The 17,039-nt window shown below is 70.5% G+C and carries 19 protein-coding genes; 3 read left to right on the forward strand and 16 right to left on the reverse strand.

Annotation, left to right across the window (positions count from 1 at the left end; genetic code table 11):
* The coding region (locus GXP76_RS07895; protein WP_242570716.1) for an SDR family NAD(P)-dependent oxidoreductase at positions 1-735 on the forward strand (735 nt) is incomplete at its 5' end.
* 209 nt (positions 736-944) lie between these two features.
* Here the strand turns inward: GXP76_RS07895 and GXP76_RS07900 are convergent.
* On the reverse strand, positions 945-2,504 hold the full coding sequence (locus GXP76_RS07900) for a hypothetical protein (protein ID WP_242570717.1): 1,560 nt from the start codon (positions 2,502-2,504) through the stop codon (positions 945-947).
* Positions 2,505-2,725: 221 nt separating this feature from the next.
* Between GXP76_RS07900 and GXP76_RS07905 the strand changes: the two genes are divergently transcribed.
* Positions 2,726-4,552: an endonuclease/exonuclease/phosphatase family protein gene (locus tag GXP76_RS07905; protein WP_242570718.1), complete on the forward strand. Its 1,827-nt coding sequence runs from the start codon at positions 2,726-2,728 to the stop codon at positions 4,550-4,552.
* Between the two features lie 114 nt (positions 4,553-4,666).
* Here GXP76_RS07905 and GXP76_RS07910 read toward each other — a convergent pair whose 3' ends face one another.
* The 7 genes from GXP76_RS07910 to GXP76_RS07940 form a co-directional block, all read right to left on the reverse strand.
* On the reverse strand, positions 4,667-5,371 hold the full coding sequence (locus GXP76_RS07910; RefSeq protein ID WP_242570719.1) for an antibiotic biosynthesis monooxygenase: 705 nt from the start codon (positions 5,369-5,371) through the stop codon (positions 4,667-4,669).
* Between the two features lie 75 nt (positions 5,372-5,446).
* Entirely contained in the window at positions 5,447-5,968 is a 522-nt protein-coding gene (locus GXP76_RS07915; protein WP_242570720.1) for an SMI1/KNR4 family protein, read from the reverse strand.
* A gap of 13 nt (positions 5,969-5,981) precedes the next feature.
* Positions 5,982-6,632, reverse strand: coding sequence for a DUF4232 domain-containing protein (locus tag GXP76_RS07920; protein WP_242570721.1), 651 nt, complete (start codon positions 6,630-6,632; stop codon positions 5,982-5,984).
* Positions 6,633-6,692: 60 nt separating this feature from the next.
* Complete coding sequence (gene dapD, locus GXP76_RS07925) at positions 6,693-7,682, reverse strand: 2,3,4,5-tetrahydropyridine-2,6-dicarboxylate N-succinyltransferase (protein ID WP_242570722.1); 990 nt, start codon at positions 7,680-7,682, stop codon at positions 6,693-6,695.
* 92 nt (positions 7,683-7,774) lie between these two features.
* Positions 7,775-8,020 (reverse strand): hypothetical protein, encoded by a 246-nt coding sequence (locus tag GXP76_RS07930; RefSeq protein WP_242570723.1) that lies wholly within the window; start codon positions 8,018-8,020, stop codon positions 7,775-7,777.
* A 4-nt stretch (positions 8,021-8,024) separates the two neighbouring features.
* Complete coding sequence (locus GXP76_RS07935) at positions 8,025-8,627, reverse strand: TetR/AcrR family transcriptional regulator (RefSeq protein WP_242570724.1); 603 nt, start codon at positions 8,625-8,627, stop codon at positions 8,025-8,027.
* Positions 8,627-8,953, reverse strand: a complete 327-nt coding sequence (locus tag GXP76_RS07940) for a multidrug efflux SMR transporter (RefSeq protein ID WP_242570725.1) — start codon at positions 8,951-8,953, stop codon at positions 8,627-8,629. Before GXP76_RS07940 ends, GXP76_RS07935 begins: the two co-directional genes overlap by 1 nt.
* Positions 8,954-9,264: 311 nt before the next feature.
* Between GXP76_RS07940 and GXP76_RS07945 the strand changes: the two genes are divergently transcribed.
* Complete coding sequence (locus GXP76_RS07945; RefSeq protein ID WP_242570726.1) at positions 9,265-10,275, forward strand: oxidoreductase; 1,011 nt, start codon at positions 9,265-9,267, stop codon at positions 10,273-10,275.
* Positions 10,276-10,353: 78 nt separating this feature from the next.
* On the opposite strand, the gene GXP76_RS07950 is transcribed toward GXP76_RS07945, so the two are convergent.
* From GXP76_RS07950 to GXP76_RS07985, 8 genes are all read right to left on the reverse strand, one after another.
* Positions 10,354-10,692 (reverse strand): metal-sulfur cluster assembly factor, encoded by a 339-nt coding sequence (locus GXP76_RS07950; protein WP_078077928.1) that lies wholly within the window; start codon positions 10,690-10,692, stop codon positions 10,354-10,356.
* Complete coding sequence (gene sufU, locus GXP76_RS07955; RefSeq protein WP_023542536.1) at positions 10,689-11,153, reverse strand: Fe-S cluster assembly sulfur transfer protein SufU; 465 nt, start codon at positions 11,151-11,153, stop codon at positions 10,689-10,691. The genes GXP76_RS07950 and sufU overlap by 4 nt, the downstream gene beginning before the upstream one ends.
* A gap of 11 nt (positions 11,154-11,164) precedes the next feature.
* Entirely contained in the window at positions 11,165-12,439 is a 1,275-nt protein-coding gene (locus tag GXP76_RS07960) for a cysteine desulfurase (RefSeq protein ID WP_374360151.1), read from the reverse strand.
* A complete protein-coding gene (gene sufC / locus GXP76_RS07965; RefSeq protein ID WP_242570727.1) occupies positions 12,436-13,200 on the reverse strand; it encodes a Fe-S cluster assembly ATPase SufC in 765 nt (254 codons plus the stop codon). Before sufC ends, GXP76_RS07960 begins: the two co-directional genes overlap by 4 nt.
* Positions 13,201-13,204: 4 nt before the next feature.
* Positions 13,205-13,522 (reverse strand): bifunctional 3-phenylpropionate/cinnamic acid dioxygenase ferredoxin subunit, encoded by a 318-nt coding sequence (locus GXP76_RS07970; RefSeq protein ID WP_242570728.1) that lies wholly within the window; start codon positions 13,520-13,522, stop codon positions 13,205-13,207.
* Positions 13,522-14,700, reverse strand: coding sequence for a Fe-S cluster assembly protein SufD (gene sufD, locus GXP76_RS07975; protein ID WP_242570729.1), 1,179 nt, complete (start codon positions 14,698-14,700; stop codon positions 13,522-13,524). Before sufD ends, GXP76_RS07970 begins: the two co-directional genes overlap by 1 nt.
* Before the next feature lie 69 nt (positions 14,701-14,769).
* Entirely contained in the window at positions 14,770-16,191 is a 1,422-nt protein-coding gene (sufB, locus tag GXP76_RS07980) for a Fe-S cluster assembly protein SufB (RefSeq protein ID WP_147872166.1), read from the reverse strand.
* Positions 16,188-17,015: a metalloregulator ArsR/SmtB family transcription factor gene (locus tag GXP76_RS07985; RefSeq protein WP_242570730.1), complete on the reverse strand. Its 828-nt coding sequence runs from the start codon at positions 17,013-17,015 to the stop codon at positions 16,188-16,190. Before GXP76_RS07985 ends, sufB begins: the two co-directional genes overlap by 4 nt.
* Between the last annotated feature and the right edge of the window lie 24 nt (positions 17,016-17,039).

A 17,039-nucleotide genomic window follows, 5' to 3' on the forward strand; every position in this document is an offset into this window, starting at 1 on the left:
GTCACCGGTGCCTCGCGCGGTCTCGGCCGCGCCGTCTCCCGCGCGTTCGCCGCAAACGGCGACCGTGTCGCCGTGCACTACGGCACCCGCGAGGACGACGCGCGCCACACGCTGGACTCGCTCGACGGCACCGGCCACGTACTGCTGGGCGGTGACCTGTCGGACCCCGAGGGCGCGGCACGGATCGCCGACGCGGCGCGGGAGACGCTGGGCGGTATCGACGTACTCGTGAACAACGCGGCGGTGAACGAGCGTCATCCGCTCGCCACCACCACGTACGAGGACTGGGCGGCGGCGTGGCAGCGCCATCTGTCGGTGAATGTGCTCGGCACGGCGCTGCTCAGCCATCGCGCGGCCCGGTCCATGATCGACCGCGGAATGGGCGGCCGCATCGTCAACATCGGTTCACGCGGCGCGTTCCGGGGCGAGCCGGACCACCCCGCGTACGGCGCCACGAAAGCGGCGGTGCACGCGCTGGGGCAGTCGCTGGCGGTGTCGCTCGCTCCGTACGGCATCGGTGTCGCCTCCGTCGCGCCGGGCTTCTTCGACACGGAACGGGTGGCGGCCCGGCTGGCCGGGGCGGAGGGAGAGGCGATCCGGGCGCAGAGCCCGTTCGGCCGGGTGGCGAGCGCGGAGGAGGTCGCGGCGGCCGTCCTGTGGCTGGCCTCGCCCGAGGCGCAGTGGTCGTCGGGCGCGGTGCTGGACCTCAACGGCGCTTCCCATCTGCGGAGTTGAGGCCCGGCACCGGGCAGACACCCGGGGACGGCTGGCCCTGTCCGGCAGATCTTCGCGGGCCCGGAACGCCTGGCACGGCACCTCGCCACGTCGTCGGACTCGTCCACGTAGGTCCAGTACGAGCACGAACTTCCGCCTAGCGACGCACCGCACCGAAGGCCCCGGACTTTCCACGAAGATCCGCCGGACAGGGCCCAGCCCCCGCTTCCTCAGCCCCCGTTGCGCGACCGCGCCTTGAACGCCGCCTTGCGGGCGTCCTTCGCCGCCTTGCGGTCCCGGTGCAGCCGGCCCATCGCCTCCAGCACGTCCGCCGTCGCCGGGTGGTCCACCCGCCACGCCGCGTCGAAGAAGCCGCTGTGCTGGCCGACCAGCCCCTCGACCAGCTCCTGGAGCTCCAGGGGCTCGCCCTCCGCGTCGAGTTGGGCCGCGATCGTGTCGATCGCCAACCAGAAGATCATCGACTCGGACGGCGGCGGCACGTCGGCGGCCCCCAGCTCCGCGAGCCACACGCGGGCGAGCCCGCCCAGCTCCGCGTCGTCCAGGACCTCGCGCACCGCGGGCTCGGCCTCGGCGCCGACGAGCGCGAGGGACTGCTGGCAGTGCAGCCGGCGCAGCGGGGCGCCGGGGTCGGTGCCCTTGGCAGCGGCGAGCAGTTCGCTTGCCGCCGCGGCTGGTTCGCGGCGGGCCAGCCACTGTTCGGTCTCGGCGCGCGCGGCCGGCTCTGGGAAGTGCGCGACGCCGTCGAGGAGCGCGTCGGCGCCCTTGTCGGCGAGGTCGCCGACGGCGGGCGCCTCGACGCCCGCGTCCCGCATCCGGGACCTGATCCCGTGCAGACCGAGCGGGGTCAGCGTGACCACGCCGTACCGGGACACGTCCTCGTCGTCGCCGGACGGTACGGATTCGGCCTCGGCGTCGTCGACCATCAGCGCCTCGTCCACGGGTACGTACGTGACGAGCCCGATCGGCTCCAGCAGGGCGAACTGGTCGTCCAGCCGCATCATCGCGTCCGACACCTGCTCCAGCACGTCGTCGGTGGGCTCGCCCATGTCGTCGGGCACGATCATCGACGCGGCGAGGACCGGCAGAGGTACGGGGACGGGGTCGGTCCCGCCCTCGCCGGCGGTGAGCAGATAGAGGTTCCCGAGGACGCCCTCCAGGAACTCGGCCTCCGCCTCGGGGTCCCAGTCCAGGGCGTCGAGGTCGATCTCCCCGTCGTCGCCGATGGCACCGGCCAGATCCTCCAGGACGGGCGCGGTCGCGTCGGCGAAGACGACGTCCAGGGCGTCCAGCCAGAGGGAGAGGACGTCCTGCGGGCTGCCGGACGCGATGAGTTGGAGGGCGGCTCCGGCGCTCACGGTGCCGTCTCCGTCGCCTCCGGCGCCCACGCCTCCCGCACCGCCCGCTCCGTCCGCCCCGTCCATGGATTTCGCGTCGTCGGAGGGGTCCTCGACCTCGACCAGCCCGGTGTCGACGGCCACCCGCCACGCCTCGCTCGCCGCGGCCTCGGCCTCCGCCCGGGCCTGCGCCGCCAGCGCCTCGTCGCTCTCCGTCGGTTCGGGGCTCTCGGTCCCGAGGAGTCCCAGCACCTCGGCCGCCGCGGGCAGTTGCTCCTCGACGAGCTCACCACCCGCACCGACGCGCGTCCCCGGCCCGGCCCAGCGGGCGAGACGCACGGCCCTGGCCAGCAGCGGTACGGCGAGCGCGTCCCGCGCCAGCTCCGCGTCCGAGGGCAGCCGCACCGGCGGCAGGGTGGGGCGGTCTCCGGACATCTGGTGATTCTCCTTGCGCCTTACGGGGTCCAGGGCGCCCAAGCGTAGACGTATTTCACCCCATCCCACCCGGTTCACTTGGCCGACAACGGGTGTACACCCGCACACCCTTGACAACACATGGGCCCACGCAAGAGATTGACGCGCGTAGAACTACACGTGGAACCACGTGTGGGACCACGTTCCACTCCGTCACCCTTTCTCACTTCCGGAGTCCCGTAATGCCTTCATCCGTACCGAGAACGGCCGCCGTCTCGGCCCTCGTCGCCACCGCACTGGCAGCCGGCCTGCTCGCCGGATCCTCCTCGGCGTCCGCCGCCGAGGTCAGGATCAGCGGCATCCAGGGCAGTGGCCGGATATCGCCGCTCGTGGGTACCCCCGTGGCCGACGTGCCCGGCATCGTCACCGGCGTACGGACCTACGGCTCCCGGGGCTTCTGGTTCCAGGACCCGAACCCCGACAGGGACGCGGCGACGAGCGAGGGCATCTTCGTCTTCACCAACGCCGTTCCGGCGGTCGCCGTGGGCGACTCGGTCAAGGTGTCCGGCACGGTCACCGAGTACGTCCCCGGCGGCGCCGCCTCCGGGAACCAGTCCCTCACCCAGATCTCGTCGCCGAAGATCACGGTCGTCTCCTCCGGCAACGAGCTCCCCGCGCCGGTGACGATCTCGGCGAAGTCCGTACCGGCCGCGTACGCCCCCAAGGGCACCGCCGCGACGGGCAACAGCATCAACGGCCTTCAGCTGAAGCCCCGCAGCTACGCGCTCGACTACTACGAGTCGCTGGAGGGCATGAACGTCCGCGTCGGCACCTCGCGCGTGGTCGGCGCCACCGACCCGTACTCGGAGCTGTGGGTGACGGTCAAGCCGAGCGAGAACGCCAACCGCCGCGGCGGCACGGTCTACGGCGGTTACGACGACCAGAACACCGGCAGGATCCAGATCCAGCAGCTGGCCCCGGTCGCCGAGCGGCCGTTCCCGAAGGCCGACGTCGGGGACGTGCTGTCGGGCAGCACCGAAGGCCCGCTGGACTTCAACCAGTTCGGCGGCTACACGCTGACCGCCCGCACTCTCGGCGAGGTCACCGGCGACGGCGCGAAGCCCGAGACGACCCGCGCGCAGCGCCGCGACGAGCTGGCCGTGGCGACGTACAACGTCGAGAACCTCGACCCGTCCGACCCGCAGGAGAAGTTCGACGCGCTCGCCGGCGCCGTCGTGAACAACCTGTCGTCGCCGGACATCCTGGCGCTGGAGGAGATCCAGGACGACAACGGCGCGACGGACGACGGCACCGTCTCCGCCGACGCGACCATCGCCAAGTTCACGGCGGCGATCGTGGCGGCCGGCGGCCCGGCGTACGAGGCGCGCACCGTCGACCCGGAGAACAAGACGGACGGCGGCGAGCCCGGCGGCAACATCCGCCAGGTCTTCCTCTTCAACCCCGAGCGGGTCTCCTTCACCGACCGCGCGGGCGGCGACGCCACGACGGCGACCGAGGCCGTGAGCGAGGGCGGCCACGCCGCGCTGAGCCTGTCCCCCGGCCGGATCGACCCGGCGAACGCCGCCTGGAAGGACAGCCGCAAGCCGCTGGCCGGTGAGTTCACCTTCCGCGGCGAGCCGGTCATCGTGATCGCCAACCACTTCGCCTCCAAGGGCGGCGACGAGAGCCTGGTCTCGCACCACCAGCCGCCGACCCGGATCTCCGAGGCGCAGCGGCACCTCCAGGCGAAGTCCGTCAACGCGTTCGTGAAGGACCTCCTGGCGGTCCAGAAGAAGGCCAACGTGCTGGTGGTGGGTGACATCAACGACTTCGAGTTCTCCACGACCACGAAGACGCTCACCGCGGGCGGCGCGCTGTACCCGGCGATCAAGTCCCTGCCTGCGCCGGAGCGTTACTCCTACGTCTACCAGGGCAACAGCCAGGTCCTCGACCAGATCCTGACGAGCCCGGCGGTCGACGACTTCGACTACGACAGCGTCCACATCAACGCCGAGTTCGCCGACCAGAACAGCGACCACGACCCGCAGGTGCTGCGTTTCCGGCCGTGACCGGGGCCGCGTCTGCCTGAACGGCGGTGGTCCGGCCGTACCCCACATACGGCCGGACCACCGCGCTCTCCGCCGCCACGGCGCCCCGCGCCCGGTCCGGCCGCCCTGTGCCCCTCAGGCCGCGCTGAGACTGATCGCGGGCGTGTACCGGTGCACCGTGCTGCCCGCGAGGCCGGGGAAGGTCCGCACCTTCTCCCACTGCTCCGAGCCCGAACCGACGCCGTCCCCCGGGGCGTTGAGCGCGACGATGTGGCCCTCCGCGTTCTCCCACTCCGCGTAGTTGAGCACCCGTGTCCCGTCCGTGCTGGCGTGGAAGTACGCGGCGATCCCGGCCGACTGCTCGTAGCGGTCGCTGTCGAGGGCCGCGAAGACGGTGTCGGTCCACTCCCGCTGTCGTGCGGGGTCCGGCCCGTCGAACTCGACGTCCACGATCACGACGCAGCCGGGCACCCGGGTGTCGCCCTCGGCCGGCTCCCCGCTCCGGTACAGCTCGTACGAGCCGAGGCCGAGCCGCTCGATCCCCGGCACGGCAGCGTCGATCTCCGCGTTGCGCTCGTCGCGCCCCGTGCGGACGAAGTCCTGGTAGGCGGCCTCGTCGCGCCACTGCGAGTAGTGCAGCAGCGTCCTGCCGTCCTCGCCGACCATGACGCTGTACGACAGGAGGCCGCCGTCCGGCCACTCCCGGCGCGCCCACGCCTCACCGATCGCCTCCACCGCCGCGCGCTGCCGCTCGGGCGTACCGACGCGCCAGGTGCTGACCTTGACGACGCCGACGCCGGGACGGCCGATCTCGGGGACGGTGGTGACTCGCACGGACATGGTGATACCTCCTCGTCGCCGCACCACCGTGGTGCGGCGTCGCTCACCATGCTCAAATATGAAGTGTGGTTGAGGTCAACGTGACTTCGCCCAGCGCGCCACCCAGTCGGCGAACCCGGGTTCCTCCTCGGCGGGCGCCGCGCCCACATCGCTGACGGCCCATATCCGGCCGCGCTGGGCGCCGGTGACGACCAGATGCCAGTACAGCCCGCAGCCGTCGGTGCCCAGCACGATGCTGCCGTCGTTGCCGACCTCGTCGATCAGCGGCTCCAGCTCCTCGTACGGCCTCGGGTCGTCCTCCCACACCCACGCCTCGGTGAGCGGGAACGGCTTCGCGGGCGCCCGCTGGCCGTTGTCGAGGCCCCAGTCCGCGGGCAGGCGCCTCAGCGGGATCAGCCCGTCGACGTCCGCGGGCCCCTCACCGCTGCCGTCGCATATCTCGGCGACCAGCGTGCGGTAGGGCTCCGGTAGCACGACGCCCTGCTCGGACTCGAAGGCGTGGACGGCGGCCCAGCCCAGCGGGGGTCTGCGCAGCTCGGGCGGGAAGGCGGCGCGCAGCGCGTCGAGGTCGGCGGGATCGGCGCGTTCGGTGTCCATACGGCCCATTGGATCACCGACCACTGACAGGGTCGGCGGCCCAGGAGGTCACGTCCAGGGTGCCGTCCGTGCCGAGGTCGACCGGGAGCGGCAGGGAGACGGGCTCCTCGCCGGGGGCGGGCGTGACGAGGACGTGCGCACCGGGGGTGGGCGCTCCGTCCAGGGAGGTGACGCGGTTGTTCCAGTGCAGTACCGCGCTCGCCGTGGCGTTGGGCGCGAGCGTCACCTGCCGGGGCCGGTCGTCGCGCCGGCCGGTGTAGGAGTAGTCGCTCTTGTGGGTGACCTCGACGTCGATCGGCTCACGGGCCTCGTCGAGGAGTTCGAGGCCCGGATGCCCCTTGACCCGGTAGGTCCTGTCGCCGCAGTTCCAGAGCTTGAGGGTGACCACGCGGTGGCCCATCGCGGCGTCCTCGCCGCCGATCACGACGTCCAGGCCCGACGCCGGGCACCCCGGCGGCGTCGCCCCGGTCGGCGAGGACGACGGCAGTGCCAGCGGCGAGGGCGGGACGGCGGACCCCGGAGGGGAGTGCGCCGGCGCGGTCGGCGCGGCGCCGGTGCCGGTCTCCGCCTCGATCTCACTCCTGAGGTCCGAACAGCCCGCCACCGTCAGCAGCAGGACGGACACCCCGGCCGACAGCACGGCCGGGCGGTGTCGCCTCGTCATCGGATCCCCGTTCCCCCGTGGTGTGCGCGGGGGCGTACGCGTGCGCGCCCCCGCGCGCCGTCAGTTGTGGCTGTGCAGGACGTCGTTCAGACCGCCCCAGACCGCGTTGTTCGGCCGGGCCTCGACCTTGCCGGTGACCGAGTTGCGGCGGAAGAGGATGTTCGAGGCGCCGGACAGGCCACGGGCCTTGACGATCTCCCCGTCGGGCAGCGTCACGCGCGTACCGGCCGTGATGTAGAGACCCGCCTCGACCACGCACTCGTCGCCGAGCGGGATGCCGACGCCCGCCTCGGCACCGATGAGGCAGCGCTCGCCGATGACGATGCGCTCCGTGCCGCCGCCGGAGAGGGTGCCCATGGTGGAGGCGCCGCCGCCGATGTCCGAGCCGTCGCCGACGACGACGCCGGCCGAGATCCGGCCCTCGACCATGGAGGTGCCGAGCGTGCCGGCGTTGAAGTTGACGAAGCCCTCGTGCATCACGGTGGTGCCCTCGGCGAGGTGCGCGCCGAGGCGGACCCGGTCGGCGTCGCCGATCCGGACGCCCTTGGGGGCGACGTAGTCCGTCATGCGCGGGAACTTGTCGACCGAGGTGACCTGGAGGTGCAGGCCCTCCGCGCGGGCGTTGAGGCGCACCGTCTCCAGCGCGTCGACGGCGACCGGGCCGAGCGAGGTCCAGGCGACGTTGGCGAGCAGGCCGAAGAGGCCGTCGAGGCTCTGCCCGTGCGGCTTCACCAGACGGTGGCTGAGCAGGTGCAGACGCAGGTACGCGTCATGGGCGTCCAGCGGCTTGTCGTCGAGCGAGGCGATGACCGTACGGACGGCGACGACCTCGACCCCGCGGCGCGGATCGGGTCCGACCGCCTTGCGCGCGGTGTCACCGAGCAGTTCGGCGGCGCGGTCGGCGCTCAGCCGCTCGGTACCGGCGGGGCCCGGCTCGTCGAAGAGCGCGGGGGCGGGGTACCAGGTGTCGAGGACGGTGCCGTCCTCGGTGAGGGTGGCGAGCCCGGCGGCGACGGCGCCGGTGGTGCGAGTAGCAGTCGTGTCGGTCATGAGCGAAACCTAACGGGCGCCCGTACGCGGAGGCCAACCGGTCTCGGCGTACGGGCACCGGGCCGTGGGAGCGGCGGCGGGTCCGCGGCGGTTCAGCCGAGCCGGTTACCGTCCGTGTCGCCCGCCGCCCGGTTGGTGTCGTCCTCGGCGCGCGGGAGGATCCGGTGTCCCTCGGAGTGGTGGTTCACCCAGCCGCAGACTCCGCAGCTGTAGCGGCCGTCGAGCCCGGCGATGAGCGTGCCGCACTGCCGGCACTCCGCGTAGGTGATCTCGGGGCCTATGACGGCCGCGTGCTGCGGTTCGGACTCCGGCGCGGGCGTGGCGGGCGGAATGCTCATGCGGTCAATCTACCGAAGCCCGCGCACCGCCCGCCGGCGTCGGACCGGACGGAGCCGACGACCCGGCGAGGATCCTGCCGAGCATCTCCCGTGCGTAGTCGATGTCGTACTCGCCGCCGGTGAGCAGCACTTGGAGGCAGATGCCGTCGAGGAGCGCGACCAGCGCGCAGGCGGTGACCGTGTCGACCCGGCCGGCGAGGATCTTCATGACCCCGTCGCACCACTCGGCGGCCACCGGGCGCAGCGCGGGGCGGCGCAGGGCGGCGAGGTAGAGCTCGTACTCCAGCTCGACGCCGGTGCCGCCGGTGCGGTCCCCCGTCAGCCACCGCCCGGTGATGCGGGCCAGCTCGTCCGCGATGTCGCAGTCGGGGCGGGCAAGGGCGCCGCTCTCCCTGACGGCGGAGGCGAAGCCCTCGTTGGCCTGCCGCAGCGCGGCGACCAACAGCTCGTCCAGGGAGGCGAAGTGGTACGTCGTGGAGCCGAGCGGCACATCGGCCTCGGCGGCGACGGTGCGGTGGCTCAGCCCCGCGATCCCGTTCCGCCCGACGACCCGGATCGCCGCGTCGATGATGCGCTGCCGCCTCTCGGGGTCGTACCGCCTGACCATCAGTGGGCCCCGCCGACGTTGAGAAGCACGACACCGGCGATGACGAGCGCGATGCCGGCGAGCTTCGCCGGGGTGGCCGCCTCGCTCAGGAACACCATGCCGATGGCGGCGACGGCGGCGGTGCCGACGCCGGCCCAGATCGCGTACGCGGTGCCGACGGAGAGGGTCTTCAGCGTCTGGGCGAGCAGCGCGAAGGCCAGCACGTACCCGATGACGGCCGCCAGTGAGGGCCAGAGCCGGGTGAAGCCGTCGCTGTACTTCATGGCCGTCGTGGCGGCCACCTCCGCCGCGATCGCGACGGCGAGCATTCCGTATCCGAGTCCCATGTGTACGAGTGTACGTATGGTTGCGTACGCCCGTACACAGAATTGCTGGAGTCCTGGTGGAGCCCTGGAGCGGCTACCGTGTCCCGGCCGGAGTCGGCGACACACATCGGAGCTGAGCAGTGACGCAGGACCAGGGGTGGGGCGGCGGCGCGCGGGACGGCGGACCGCCGGGCGGACACGGCCCGTACGGCGGTGGTGGTCCGCCTCCGTACGGAGGTCAGCCGCCACCCGGCTGGGGTCCGCCTCCGTACGGAAACGGTCCGCCGCCCGGCTGGGGCGGCCGGCCGCGCCCCCGGGGGCCGAAGCCGGGCGTGATACCGCTCAGCCCCCTCGATCTCGGCGAGATACTCGGGGGCGCGTTCGCCACGCTGGGCCGCTACTGGCGGCAACTGCTCGGCACAGCCGTGACCGTGTACGGCGTCGCGCTCCTGGTGGCCGGCGGGGCGCTGACCGTCGCGTACGCCGCCGTCGGCGACCATCTGTCCTCCGTCGTCGACACTCCCGCGCGTTCCTCACCCTCCTGGGACGACATACGGCCGCTGATCATCACCTTCGCCGTCGTGTGGGTCGTGGTGACGGCCGTGCTGCTGCTGGCCAACGCGATGATGAAGGCCTGCTGCCCGGCGATCGTCCAGGAGGCGGTGCTCGGCAGGCCGGTCAGGGTCGGCACGGTCCTGCTGCGGGCGCTGTCCCGGGTACCCGCCGTCATCGGAACGGCCTTCCTGAGCGGGCTGATCATGATCGTTCCGGTGCTGCTGTTCATCACCGGCATCGTGTCCACGATGGTCACGGTCGTCGCCACGGGCGGCTGGGACCCGGCCGGATGGCTGATCCCGCTCGCCTTCGCGGGAGCTCTGGTCCTCGGGCCCCTGGCGGTCTGGCTGTGGGTGCTGTTCAGTCTCGCCCCGGCGGCCGTCGTCATCGAGTCGCGGGGACCGGTCGGCGCGCTGCGCCGCTCGGCCGAGCTGGTCCGCGGCTCGTGGTGGCGGATCTGCGGCATCTCGCTGCTGGCCTTCGTGATCGCCTCCGTCGCCGGCCTGGCGCTCCAGCAGCTGTTCAGCGTGACGAGGCTCTTCCCCGGCGCGTTCGACGCGGGAGAGTTCGGTTACGAGCCGACCCTCGGCCAGATCTTCGTCGCCGTGAGCGGCTATCTGGTCCTGGCCCTCGTCGGCCAGCTGGTCGGCCAGATCTTCTCCACGACCTTCCCCCAGCTGGTGCTGGGCCTCCTCTACATCGATCAGCGCATCCGTAAGGAGGATCTGGCCCCGGCACTGATCTCGGCGGCGTCGGCCGCGCCCGCCGCTCCTCCCGCCGGCCCCTGAAGCCCCGCACACGACGAGCGGGCCCCACGATCGCCAGGATCGTGGGGCCCGCTCGCGCCGTCCGGTGAGGCAGTCGCCTCAGACGTTGAAGCCCAGCGCGCGCAGCTGCTCGCGGCCGTCGTCCGTGATCTTGTCGGGACCCCACGGGGGCATCCAGACCCAGTTGATCTTCAGCTCGTTGACGATGCCCTCCGTCGCCGACTTCGCCTGGTCCTCGATCACGTCGGTCAGCGGACAGGCCGCCGACGTCAGTGTCATGTCGAGGGTGGCGACGTTGGACTCGTCGATGTGGACGCCGTAGATCAGGCCCAGATTGACGACGTCAATCCCCAGCTCGGGGTCGACGACGTCGTACAGCGCCTCGCGGACCTCCTCCTCGGAGGCCGGCTTCATCGTCACGGTCTCGTTCTCGCTCATGCCGTCTCCTTCTGCGCGGTGTCGCCCAAAGCCTGGGCCGTCGCGTCCTTCCACGCCATCCAGCTCAGCAGCGCGCACTTCACACGGGCGGGGTACTTGGAAACGCCGGCGAACGCCACGGCGTCCTCCAGCACCTCCTCCATGGCATCGTCCGGCTCGATCTTGCCCTTGGACTGCATCAGTTCCAGGAAGGTGCTCTGGATCTTCTGCGCGTCCGCCAGCTCCTTGCCGACCAGAAGGTCGTTCAGCACGGACGCGCTGGCCTGGCTGATGGAGCAGCCCTGGCCCTCGTACGACACGTCGGCGACACGCGAGCCGTCGTACTTCACGCGCAGCGTGATCTCGTCACCGCACGTCGGATTGACGTGGTGCACCTCCGCGTCGCCGTCCCGCAGACCGCGCCCGTGGGGGTGCTTGTAGTGATCCAGGATGACTTCCTGGTACATGGAATCCAGCTTCACCGGTCAATCCCTCATCCGAAGAAATTACGGACGTGCTCCAGCCCGTCGACCAGTGCGTCGACCTCCGACTGCGTGGAGTACAGATAGAACGACGCTCGCGTGGTCGCCGGAATTCCGTACCGCAGGCAGACCGGCCGCGCGCAGTGGTGACCGACCCGGACGGCGATGCCCTGCTCGTCCAGCACCTGCCCCACGTCGTGCGGGTGGATGTCTCCGAGTGTGAAGGAGATCGTGGCACCGCGCTCCTCGGCCGTGGACGGGCCGATGATCCGCAGGGAGGGGACCTCCAGCAGCCGCCGCACCGCGTACTCGGTGATGGCGTGCTCGTGCGCGGCGATCTTGTCCATGCCGATCGCGCTCAGATAGTCCACGGCCGCGCCGAGGCCGACGGCCTGGGCGATCGGGGGCGTACCCGCCTCGAACTTGTGCGGCGCCGGGGCGTACGTGGAGGAGTGCATCGACACGGTCTCGATCATCTCGCCGCCGCCGAGGAACGGCGGCAGGTCCTCCAGCAGCTCCTGGCGGCCCCACAGGACGCCGATACCGGTCGGGCCGCACATCTTGTGGCCCGTGAAGGCCACGAAGTCGGCCTGGAGCGCCTGCACGTCGACCGCGACGTGCGGTGCCGCCTGCGAGGCGTCGATCAGCACCAGCGCGCCGACCTCCTGCGCGCGGCGGACGATCGCCTCGACCGGGTTGACCGTGCCCAGGATGTTCGAGATCAGCACGAAGGAGACGATCTTCGTCTTCTCGGTGATGACCTCGTTGATGTTCGACAGGTCGAGCCGGCCGTCGTCGGTGAGACCGAACCACTTCAGCTTCGCCCCGGTCCGCTGCGCGAGCAGCTGCCACGGCACGATGTTGGAGTGGTGCTCCATCTCCGTGATGACGATCTCGGTCTCGTGGTCCACCCGGTAGGGCTCGTCGGCCCAGCCCAGCATGTTCGCCACGAGGTTGAGCGACTCGGAGGCGTTCTTGGTGAAGATCACCTCGTCGCGGCTCGGCGCGTTGATGAAGGCGGCGACCTTGTCGCGCGCCCCTTCGTAGAGCGCCGTGGCCTCCTCGGCGAGCACGTGGACGCCGCGGTGCACGTTGGCGTTGTGCTGCTCGTAGTACTCGCTGAGGGCGTCGAGGACCTGGCGCGGTTTCTGCGACGTCGCCGCGTTGTCCAGGTACACGATCTTCTTCCCGTCGTGGACCAGCCGGTCCAGCAGCGGGAAGTCCTTGCGAACCGCCTCGTCGAGCAGTCGGTCCGGCCCGGTGAGGAGGCCTGACGGCTGTGTCACGCGGATACGCCACCCTTCACGTACGCCTCGTAGCCCTCGTTCTCCAGCTTGTCCGCGAGCTCGGCACCGCCGGACTCGGCGATACGGCCCTGAGCGAAAACATGCACGAAGTCGGGCTTGATGTAGCGGAGGATCCGCGTGTAGTGCGTGATCAGCAGCGTGCCGACCTCTCCGCTCTCCCGGACGCGGTTGACGCCCTCGGAGACCACCCGCAGCGCGTCGACGTCCAGACCGGAGTCCGTCTCGTCGAGGATCGCGACCTTGGGCTTGAGCAGTTCGAGCTGAAGGATCTCGTGGCGCTTCTTCTCACCGCCGGAGAAGCCTTCGTTGACGTTGCGCTCCGCGAACGCGGGGTCCATCTGGAGCTGTTCCATCGCGCCCTTGACCTCCTTCACCCACGTACGCAGCTTGGGTGCCTCGCCGCGCATGGCGGTGGCGGAGGTGCGCAGGAAGTTGGAGACCGAGACGCCGGGGACCTCGACGGGGTACTGCATCGCGAGGAAGAGCCCGGCGCGGGCGCGCTCGTCGACGGTCATGTCCAGGACGTCCTCGCCGTCCAGCGTCACGGTGCCACCGGTGATCGTGTACTTGGGGTGGCCCGCGATGGAGTACGCGAGGGTCGACTTGCCGGAGCCGTTGGGGCCCATGATGGCGTGCGTCTCGCCCTGCTTGACGGTCAGGTCGACGCCCCTGAGGATCTCGCGGGCACCGCCCTCCGCCTCGACAGTGACGTGCAGGTCGTTGATTTCAAGGGTTGCCATGGACTCAGGACTCCTGGGTGACGGAGACGAGCACATCGTCCCCTTGGATCTGTACGGGGTATACGGGGACGGGGCGCGTCGCGGGCAGGGCGTTCGGCTTGCCGGTACGCAGGTCGAAGCTGGAGCCGTGCAGCCAGCACTCGATCGAGCAGTCCTCGACCTCGCCCTCGGAGAGGGAGACGTTGGCGTGCGAGCAGATGTCGTTGATCGCGAACACCTCGCCCTCGGTACGGACGACGGAGACCGGTACGCCGTCGAGCTCCACCCGCTTGGGGGTGCCGTCCTCCAGCTCGGCCAGTCCACAGACTCGGACGAAGTTCATCAAACCGATGCCTCCAGCTCCGCCTCGATCTTGGCGATCAGGCGCTCCTCGACATCGGGCAGTCCGATCTGCTGGACCAGCTCGGCGAAGAAGCCGCGGATGACCAGGCGGCGGGCCTCGACCTGCGGGATACCGCGCGACATCAGGTAGAAGAGCTGCTCGTCGTCGAACCGGCCGGTGGCCGAGGCGTGACCGGCGCCGGCGATCTCGCCGGTCTCGATCTCCAGGTTCGGCACGGAGTCGACCCGGGCGCCGTCCGTGAGGACCAGGTTCCGGTTCATCTCGTAGGTGTCGGTGCCCTCGGCGACGGCGCGGATGATCACGTCACCGATCCAGACGGCGTGCGCGTCGTCGCCCTGGAGCGCGCCCTTGTAGACGGCGTTGGACTTGCAGTGCGGGGCGTTGTGGTCGACCAGGAGGCGGTGCTCCTGGTGCTGGCCCTTGTCGGTGAAGTACAGGCCGAACAGCTCGGCCTCGCCGCCGGGGCCCGCGTACCGCACGCGCGGGTGGAGCCGTACGACGTCGCCGCCGAAGGTCACCACGATCGACTTGAACGAGGCGTCCCGGCCGACCAGCGCGTTGTGCTGGGAGACGTGGACGGCCTCGTCGTCCCAGTCCTGCACGGACACCACGGTCAGCTTGGCGCCGTCACCGACGAGGAAGTCGACATTGGAGGCGACCACCGCGTCACCGGTGTGGTCGATGACCACGACCGCCTCGGCGAAGGCGCCCAGTTCGATCACCTGGTGCACGAACGCGGTACCGCCCTGGCCGTGCACGGTGATCCGGATCGGCTCGGTGAGCACGGCCTCCTTGGGAACGGAGACGACCGACGCCTTCTCGAACGAGGTGAACGCCTGCGCGGCGACCCGGTCCACCGGCGTACCGGCCCTGCCCACGCGCGGGTCGTCGCGGCCGACTGTCTCCTGGACGACGCCCGCGGGGGCGGACACCTCCGTACGGATACGGCCGTCGGCGACGGCCGTACCGTCCTGGAGACCGCGCAGCCGCTCCAGCGGCGTGAACCGCCACTCCTCCTCGCGACCGTGCGGAACGGGGAAGTCCGCGACGTCGTAGGACGGCGGCGCGCTCATGCGCGTGGCGACGGTCGACTCGGCGGCCACCGCGATCGAACCGGCGGTGGTGGAACCCACCGGAATGTTCTGAGCCTCAGCCATGGCTGTCGTCGTGCTCTCTCTCTGCCTCTTGGGGAATCGGTCGCTGCTGCGGACTGGCGCTCGGAAGCGTCAGCCGACGGAGCCTTCCATCTGGAGCTCGATGAGCCGGTTGAGCTCCAGGGCGTACTCCATGGGCAGTTCCTTGGCGATCGGCTCCACGAAGCCGCGCACGATCATCGCCATCGCCTCGAACTCGGTCATACCGCGGCTCATCAGGTAGAAGAGCTGGTCCTCGGAGACCTTGGAGACGGTCGCCTCGTGCCCCATCGACACGTCGTCCTCACGGACGTCGACGTACGGGTAGGTGTCGGAACGCGAGACGGTGTCGACCAGCAGCGCGTCACAGAGCACGTTGGACTTCGATCCGGGCGCGCCCTCACCGATCTCGATGAGACCTCGGTAGGAGGTACGGCCGCCGCCTCGCGCCACCGACTTGGAGACGATGTTGGACGAGGTGTTCGGAGCCATGTGGACCATCTTGGCGCCGGCGTCCTGGTGCTGGCCCTCGCCCGCGAAGGCGATGGACAGGGTCTCGCCCTTGGCGTGCTCGCCCATCAGGTAGACGGCCGGGTACTTCATGGTGACCTTGGAGCCGATGTTGCCGTCGACCCACTCCATGGTCGCGCCCTCGTAGGCCACGGCACGCTTGGTGACGAGGTTGTAGACGTTGTTCGACCAGTTCTGGATGGTCGTGTAACGGCAGCGGCCACCCTTCTTGACGATGATCTCGACGACGGCGCTGTGCAGCGAGTCCGAGGAGTAGATCGGGGCGGTGCAGCCCTCGACGTAGTGGACGTAGGCGTCCTCGTCGACGATGATCAGCGTCCGCTCGAACTGGCCCATGTTCTCCGTGTTGATACGGAAGTACGCCTGGAGCGGGATCTCGACGTGCACGCCCTTCGGCACGTAGATGAACGAACCGCCGGACCACACGGCCGAGTTCAGCGAGGCGAACTTGTTGTCGCCGACCGGGATGACCGTGCCGAAGTACTCCTGGAAGAGCTCCGGGTGCTCCTTGAGCGCGGTGTCGGTGTCCTGGAAGATGACGCCCTGCTCCTCCAGGTCCTCGCGGATCTGGTGGTAGACGACCTCGGACTCGTACTGGGCCGCGACACCGGCGACGAGGCGCTGCTTCTCCGCCTCGGGGATGCCGAGCTTGTCGTAGGTGTTCTTGATGTCCTCGGGCAGGTCCTCCCAGGACTCCGCCTGCTTCTCCGTCGACCGGACGAAGTACTTGATGTTGTCGAAGTCGATGCCCGACAGGTCGGAGCCCCAGCTCGGCATGGGCTTCTTGCCGAAGAGCTTGAGTCCCTTGAGGCGGAGCTTCAGCATCCACTCGGGCTCGTTCTTCTTCGACGAGATGTCGCGCACGACCTCTTCGGAGAGACCGCGCTTCGCGGTGGCGCCTGCCGTGTCGGAGTCGGCCCAGCCGTATTCGTACTTGCCCAGTCCGTCGAGCTCAGGATGGGCGGTCTCCGTGGGGAGCGTCATGCGGGGTTCCTCCCGGCCGTGCTTTCGGATGCGTGATGTTCGGTCTGCTGGTTGATCTGCGGTGGATCGGTCTGTGTGGTGCCGGCCCCCGGCGTTCCGCCGGCGCGCGGCGTCCCCGGTGGCGCGCCGTGCCCGGCGCCGTGGGGGATGAACGTGGTGCACACCCCGTCACCGTGGGCGATGGTCGCCAGCCGCTGCACATGGGTGCCCAGCAGCTCGGAGAAGAACTCCGTCTCCGCCTCGCACAACTGCGGATACTTCTCGGCCACGTGGGCCACCGGGCAGTGGTGCTGGCACAGCTGCTCGCCCTGCTGGTTCGGAGCGCTACGAGCCGTAGCAGCGTACCCGTCGGCGCTCAGCGCCTTGGCGAGTGCCTCCGTGCGCTTCTCGGGGGCGGCGTCCTCGACCGCTTCCCGGTACGCCCCCGCCTGGGTGGCGATCCGGTCGCGCGCGAAGGCGGTGACGGCCGCGTCGCCCCGGGCGCCGCCGCCCGCGCCGCGGGCGATCCACTCGATGGCGTCGGCGGCGAGCTTGTCGTACGACTGGTCGAAGGCGTCCCGGCCGCAGTCGGTCAGGGCGAACACCTTGGCGGGCCTGCCACGCCCTCGCGAGCCGTAGACTCGCTGGTCACGCGGTTCCACGACGGCGTCGGCGACCAGCGCGTCGAGATGGCGGCGGACGGCGGCCTGGGTGAGCTTCAGGCGCCCCGCGAGGTCGGAGACGGTGGACGGGCCGTGGTCCAGGATGGAGCGCGCGACCCGGTTGCGCGTCGAGCGCTCACCGGTCGCGAGTTCCTCCTGCGGAGCCTCGCCAACGTATTTCACAACGCCATTGTTGCGTAATTCCTT

Origin of the sequence: Streptomyces sp. NP-1717 (genome assembly GCF_022695985.1) — a bacterium.
GTDB lineage: Bacteria > Actinomycetota > Actinomycetes > Streptomycetales > Streptomycetaceae > Streptomyces.

Bases quoted from the DNA above. Each gene is read 5' to 3' on its own strand.
- GXP76_RS07900 (WP_242570717.1), bottom strand. From the start codon at position 2,504: ATGTCCGGAGACCGCCCCACCCTGCCGCCGGTGCGGCTGCCCTCGGAC.
- GXP76_RS07905 (WP_242570718.1), top strand. From the start codon at position 2,726: ATGCCTTCATCCGTACCGAGAACGGCCGCCGTCTCGGCCCTCGTCGCC.
- GXP76_RS07910 (WP_242570719.1), bottom strand. From the start codon at position 5,371: ATGTCCGTGCGAGTCACCACCGTCCCCGAGATCGGCCGTCCCGGCGTC.
- GXP76_RS07915 (WP_242570720.1), bottom strand. From the start codon at position 5,968: ATGGACACCGAACGCGCCGATCCCGCCGACCTCGACGCGCTGCGCGCC.
- GXP76_RS07920 (WP_242570721.1), bottom strand. From the start codon at position 6,632: ATGACGAGGCGACACCGCCCGGCCGTGCTGTCGGCCGGGGTGTCCGTC.
- dapD (WP_242570722.1), bottom strand. From the start codon at position 7,682: ATGACCGACACGACTGCTACTCGCACCACCGGCGCCGTCGCCGCCGGG.
- GXP76_RS07930 (WP_242570723.1), bottom strand. From the start codon at position 8,020: ATGAGCATTCCGCCCGCCACGCCCGCGCCGGAGTCCGAACCGCAGCAC.
- GXP76_RS07935 (WP_242570724.1), bottom strand. From the start codon at position 8,627: ATGGTCAGGCGGTACGACCCCGAGAGGCGGCAGCGCATCATCGACGCG.
- GXP76_RS07940 (WP_242570725.1), bottom strand. From the start codon at position 8,953: ATGGGACTCGGATACGGAATGCTCGCCGTCGCGATCGCGGCGGAGGTG.
- GXP76_RS07950 (WP_078077928.1), bottom strand. From the start codon at position 10,692: ATGAGCGAGAACGAGACCGTGACGATGAAGCCGGCCTCCGAGGAGGAG.
- sufC (WP_242570727.1), bottom strand. From the start codon at position 13,200: ATGGCAACCCTTGAAATCAACGACCTGCACGTCACTGTCGAGGCGGAG.
- GXP76_RS07970 (WP_242570728.1), bottom strand. From the start codon at position 13,522: ATGAACTTCGTCCGAGTCTGTGGACTGGCCGAGCTGGAGGACGGCACC.
- sufD (WP_242570729.1), bottom strand. From the start codon at position 14,700: ATGGCTGAGGCTCAGAACATTCCGGTGGGTTCCACCACCGCCGGTTCG.
- sufB (WP_147872166.1), bottom strand. From the start codon at position 16,191: ATGACGCTCCCCACGGAGACCGCCCATCCTGAGCTCGACGGACTGGGC.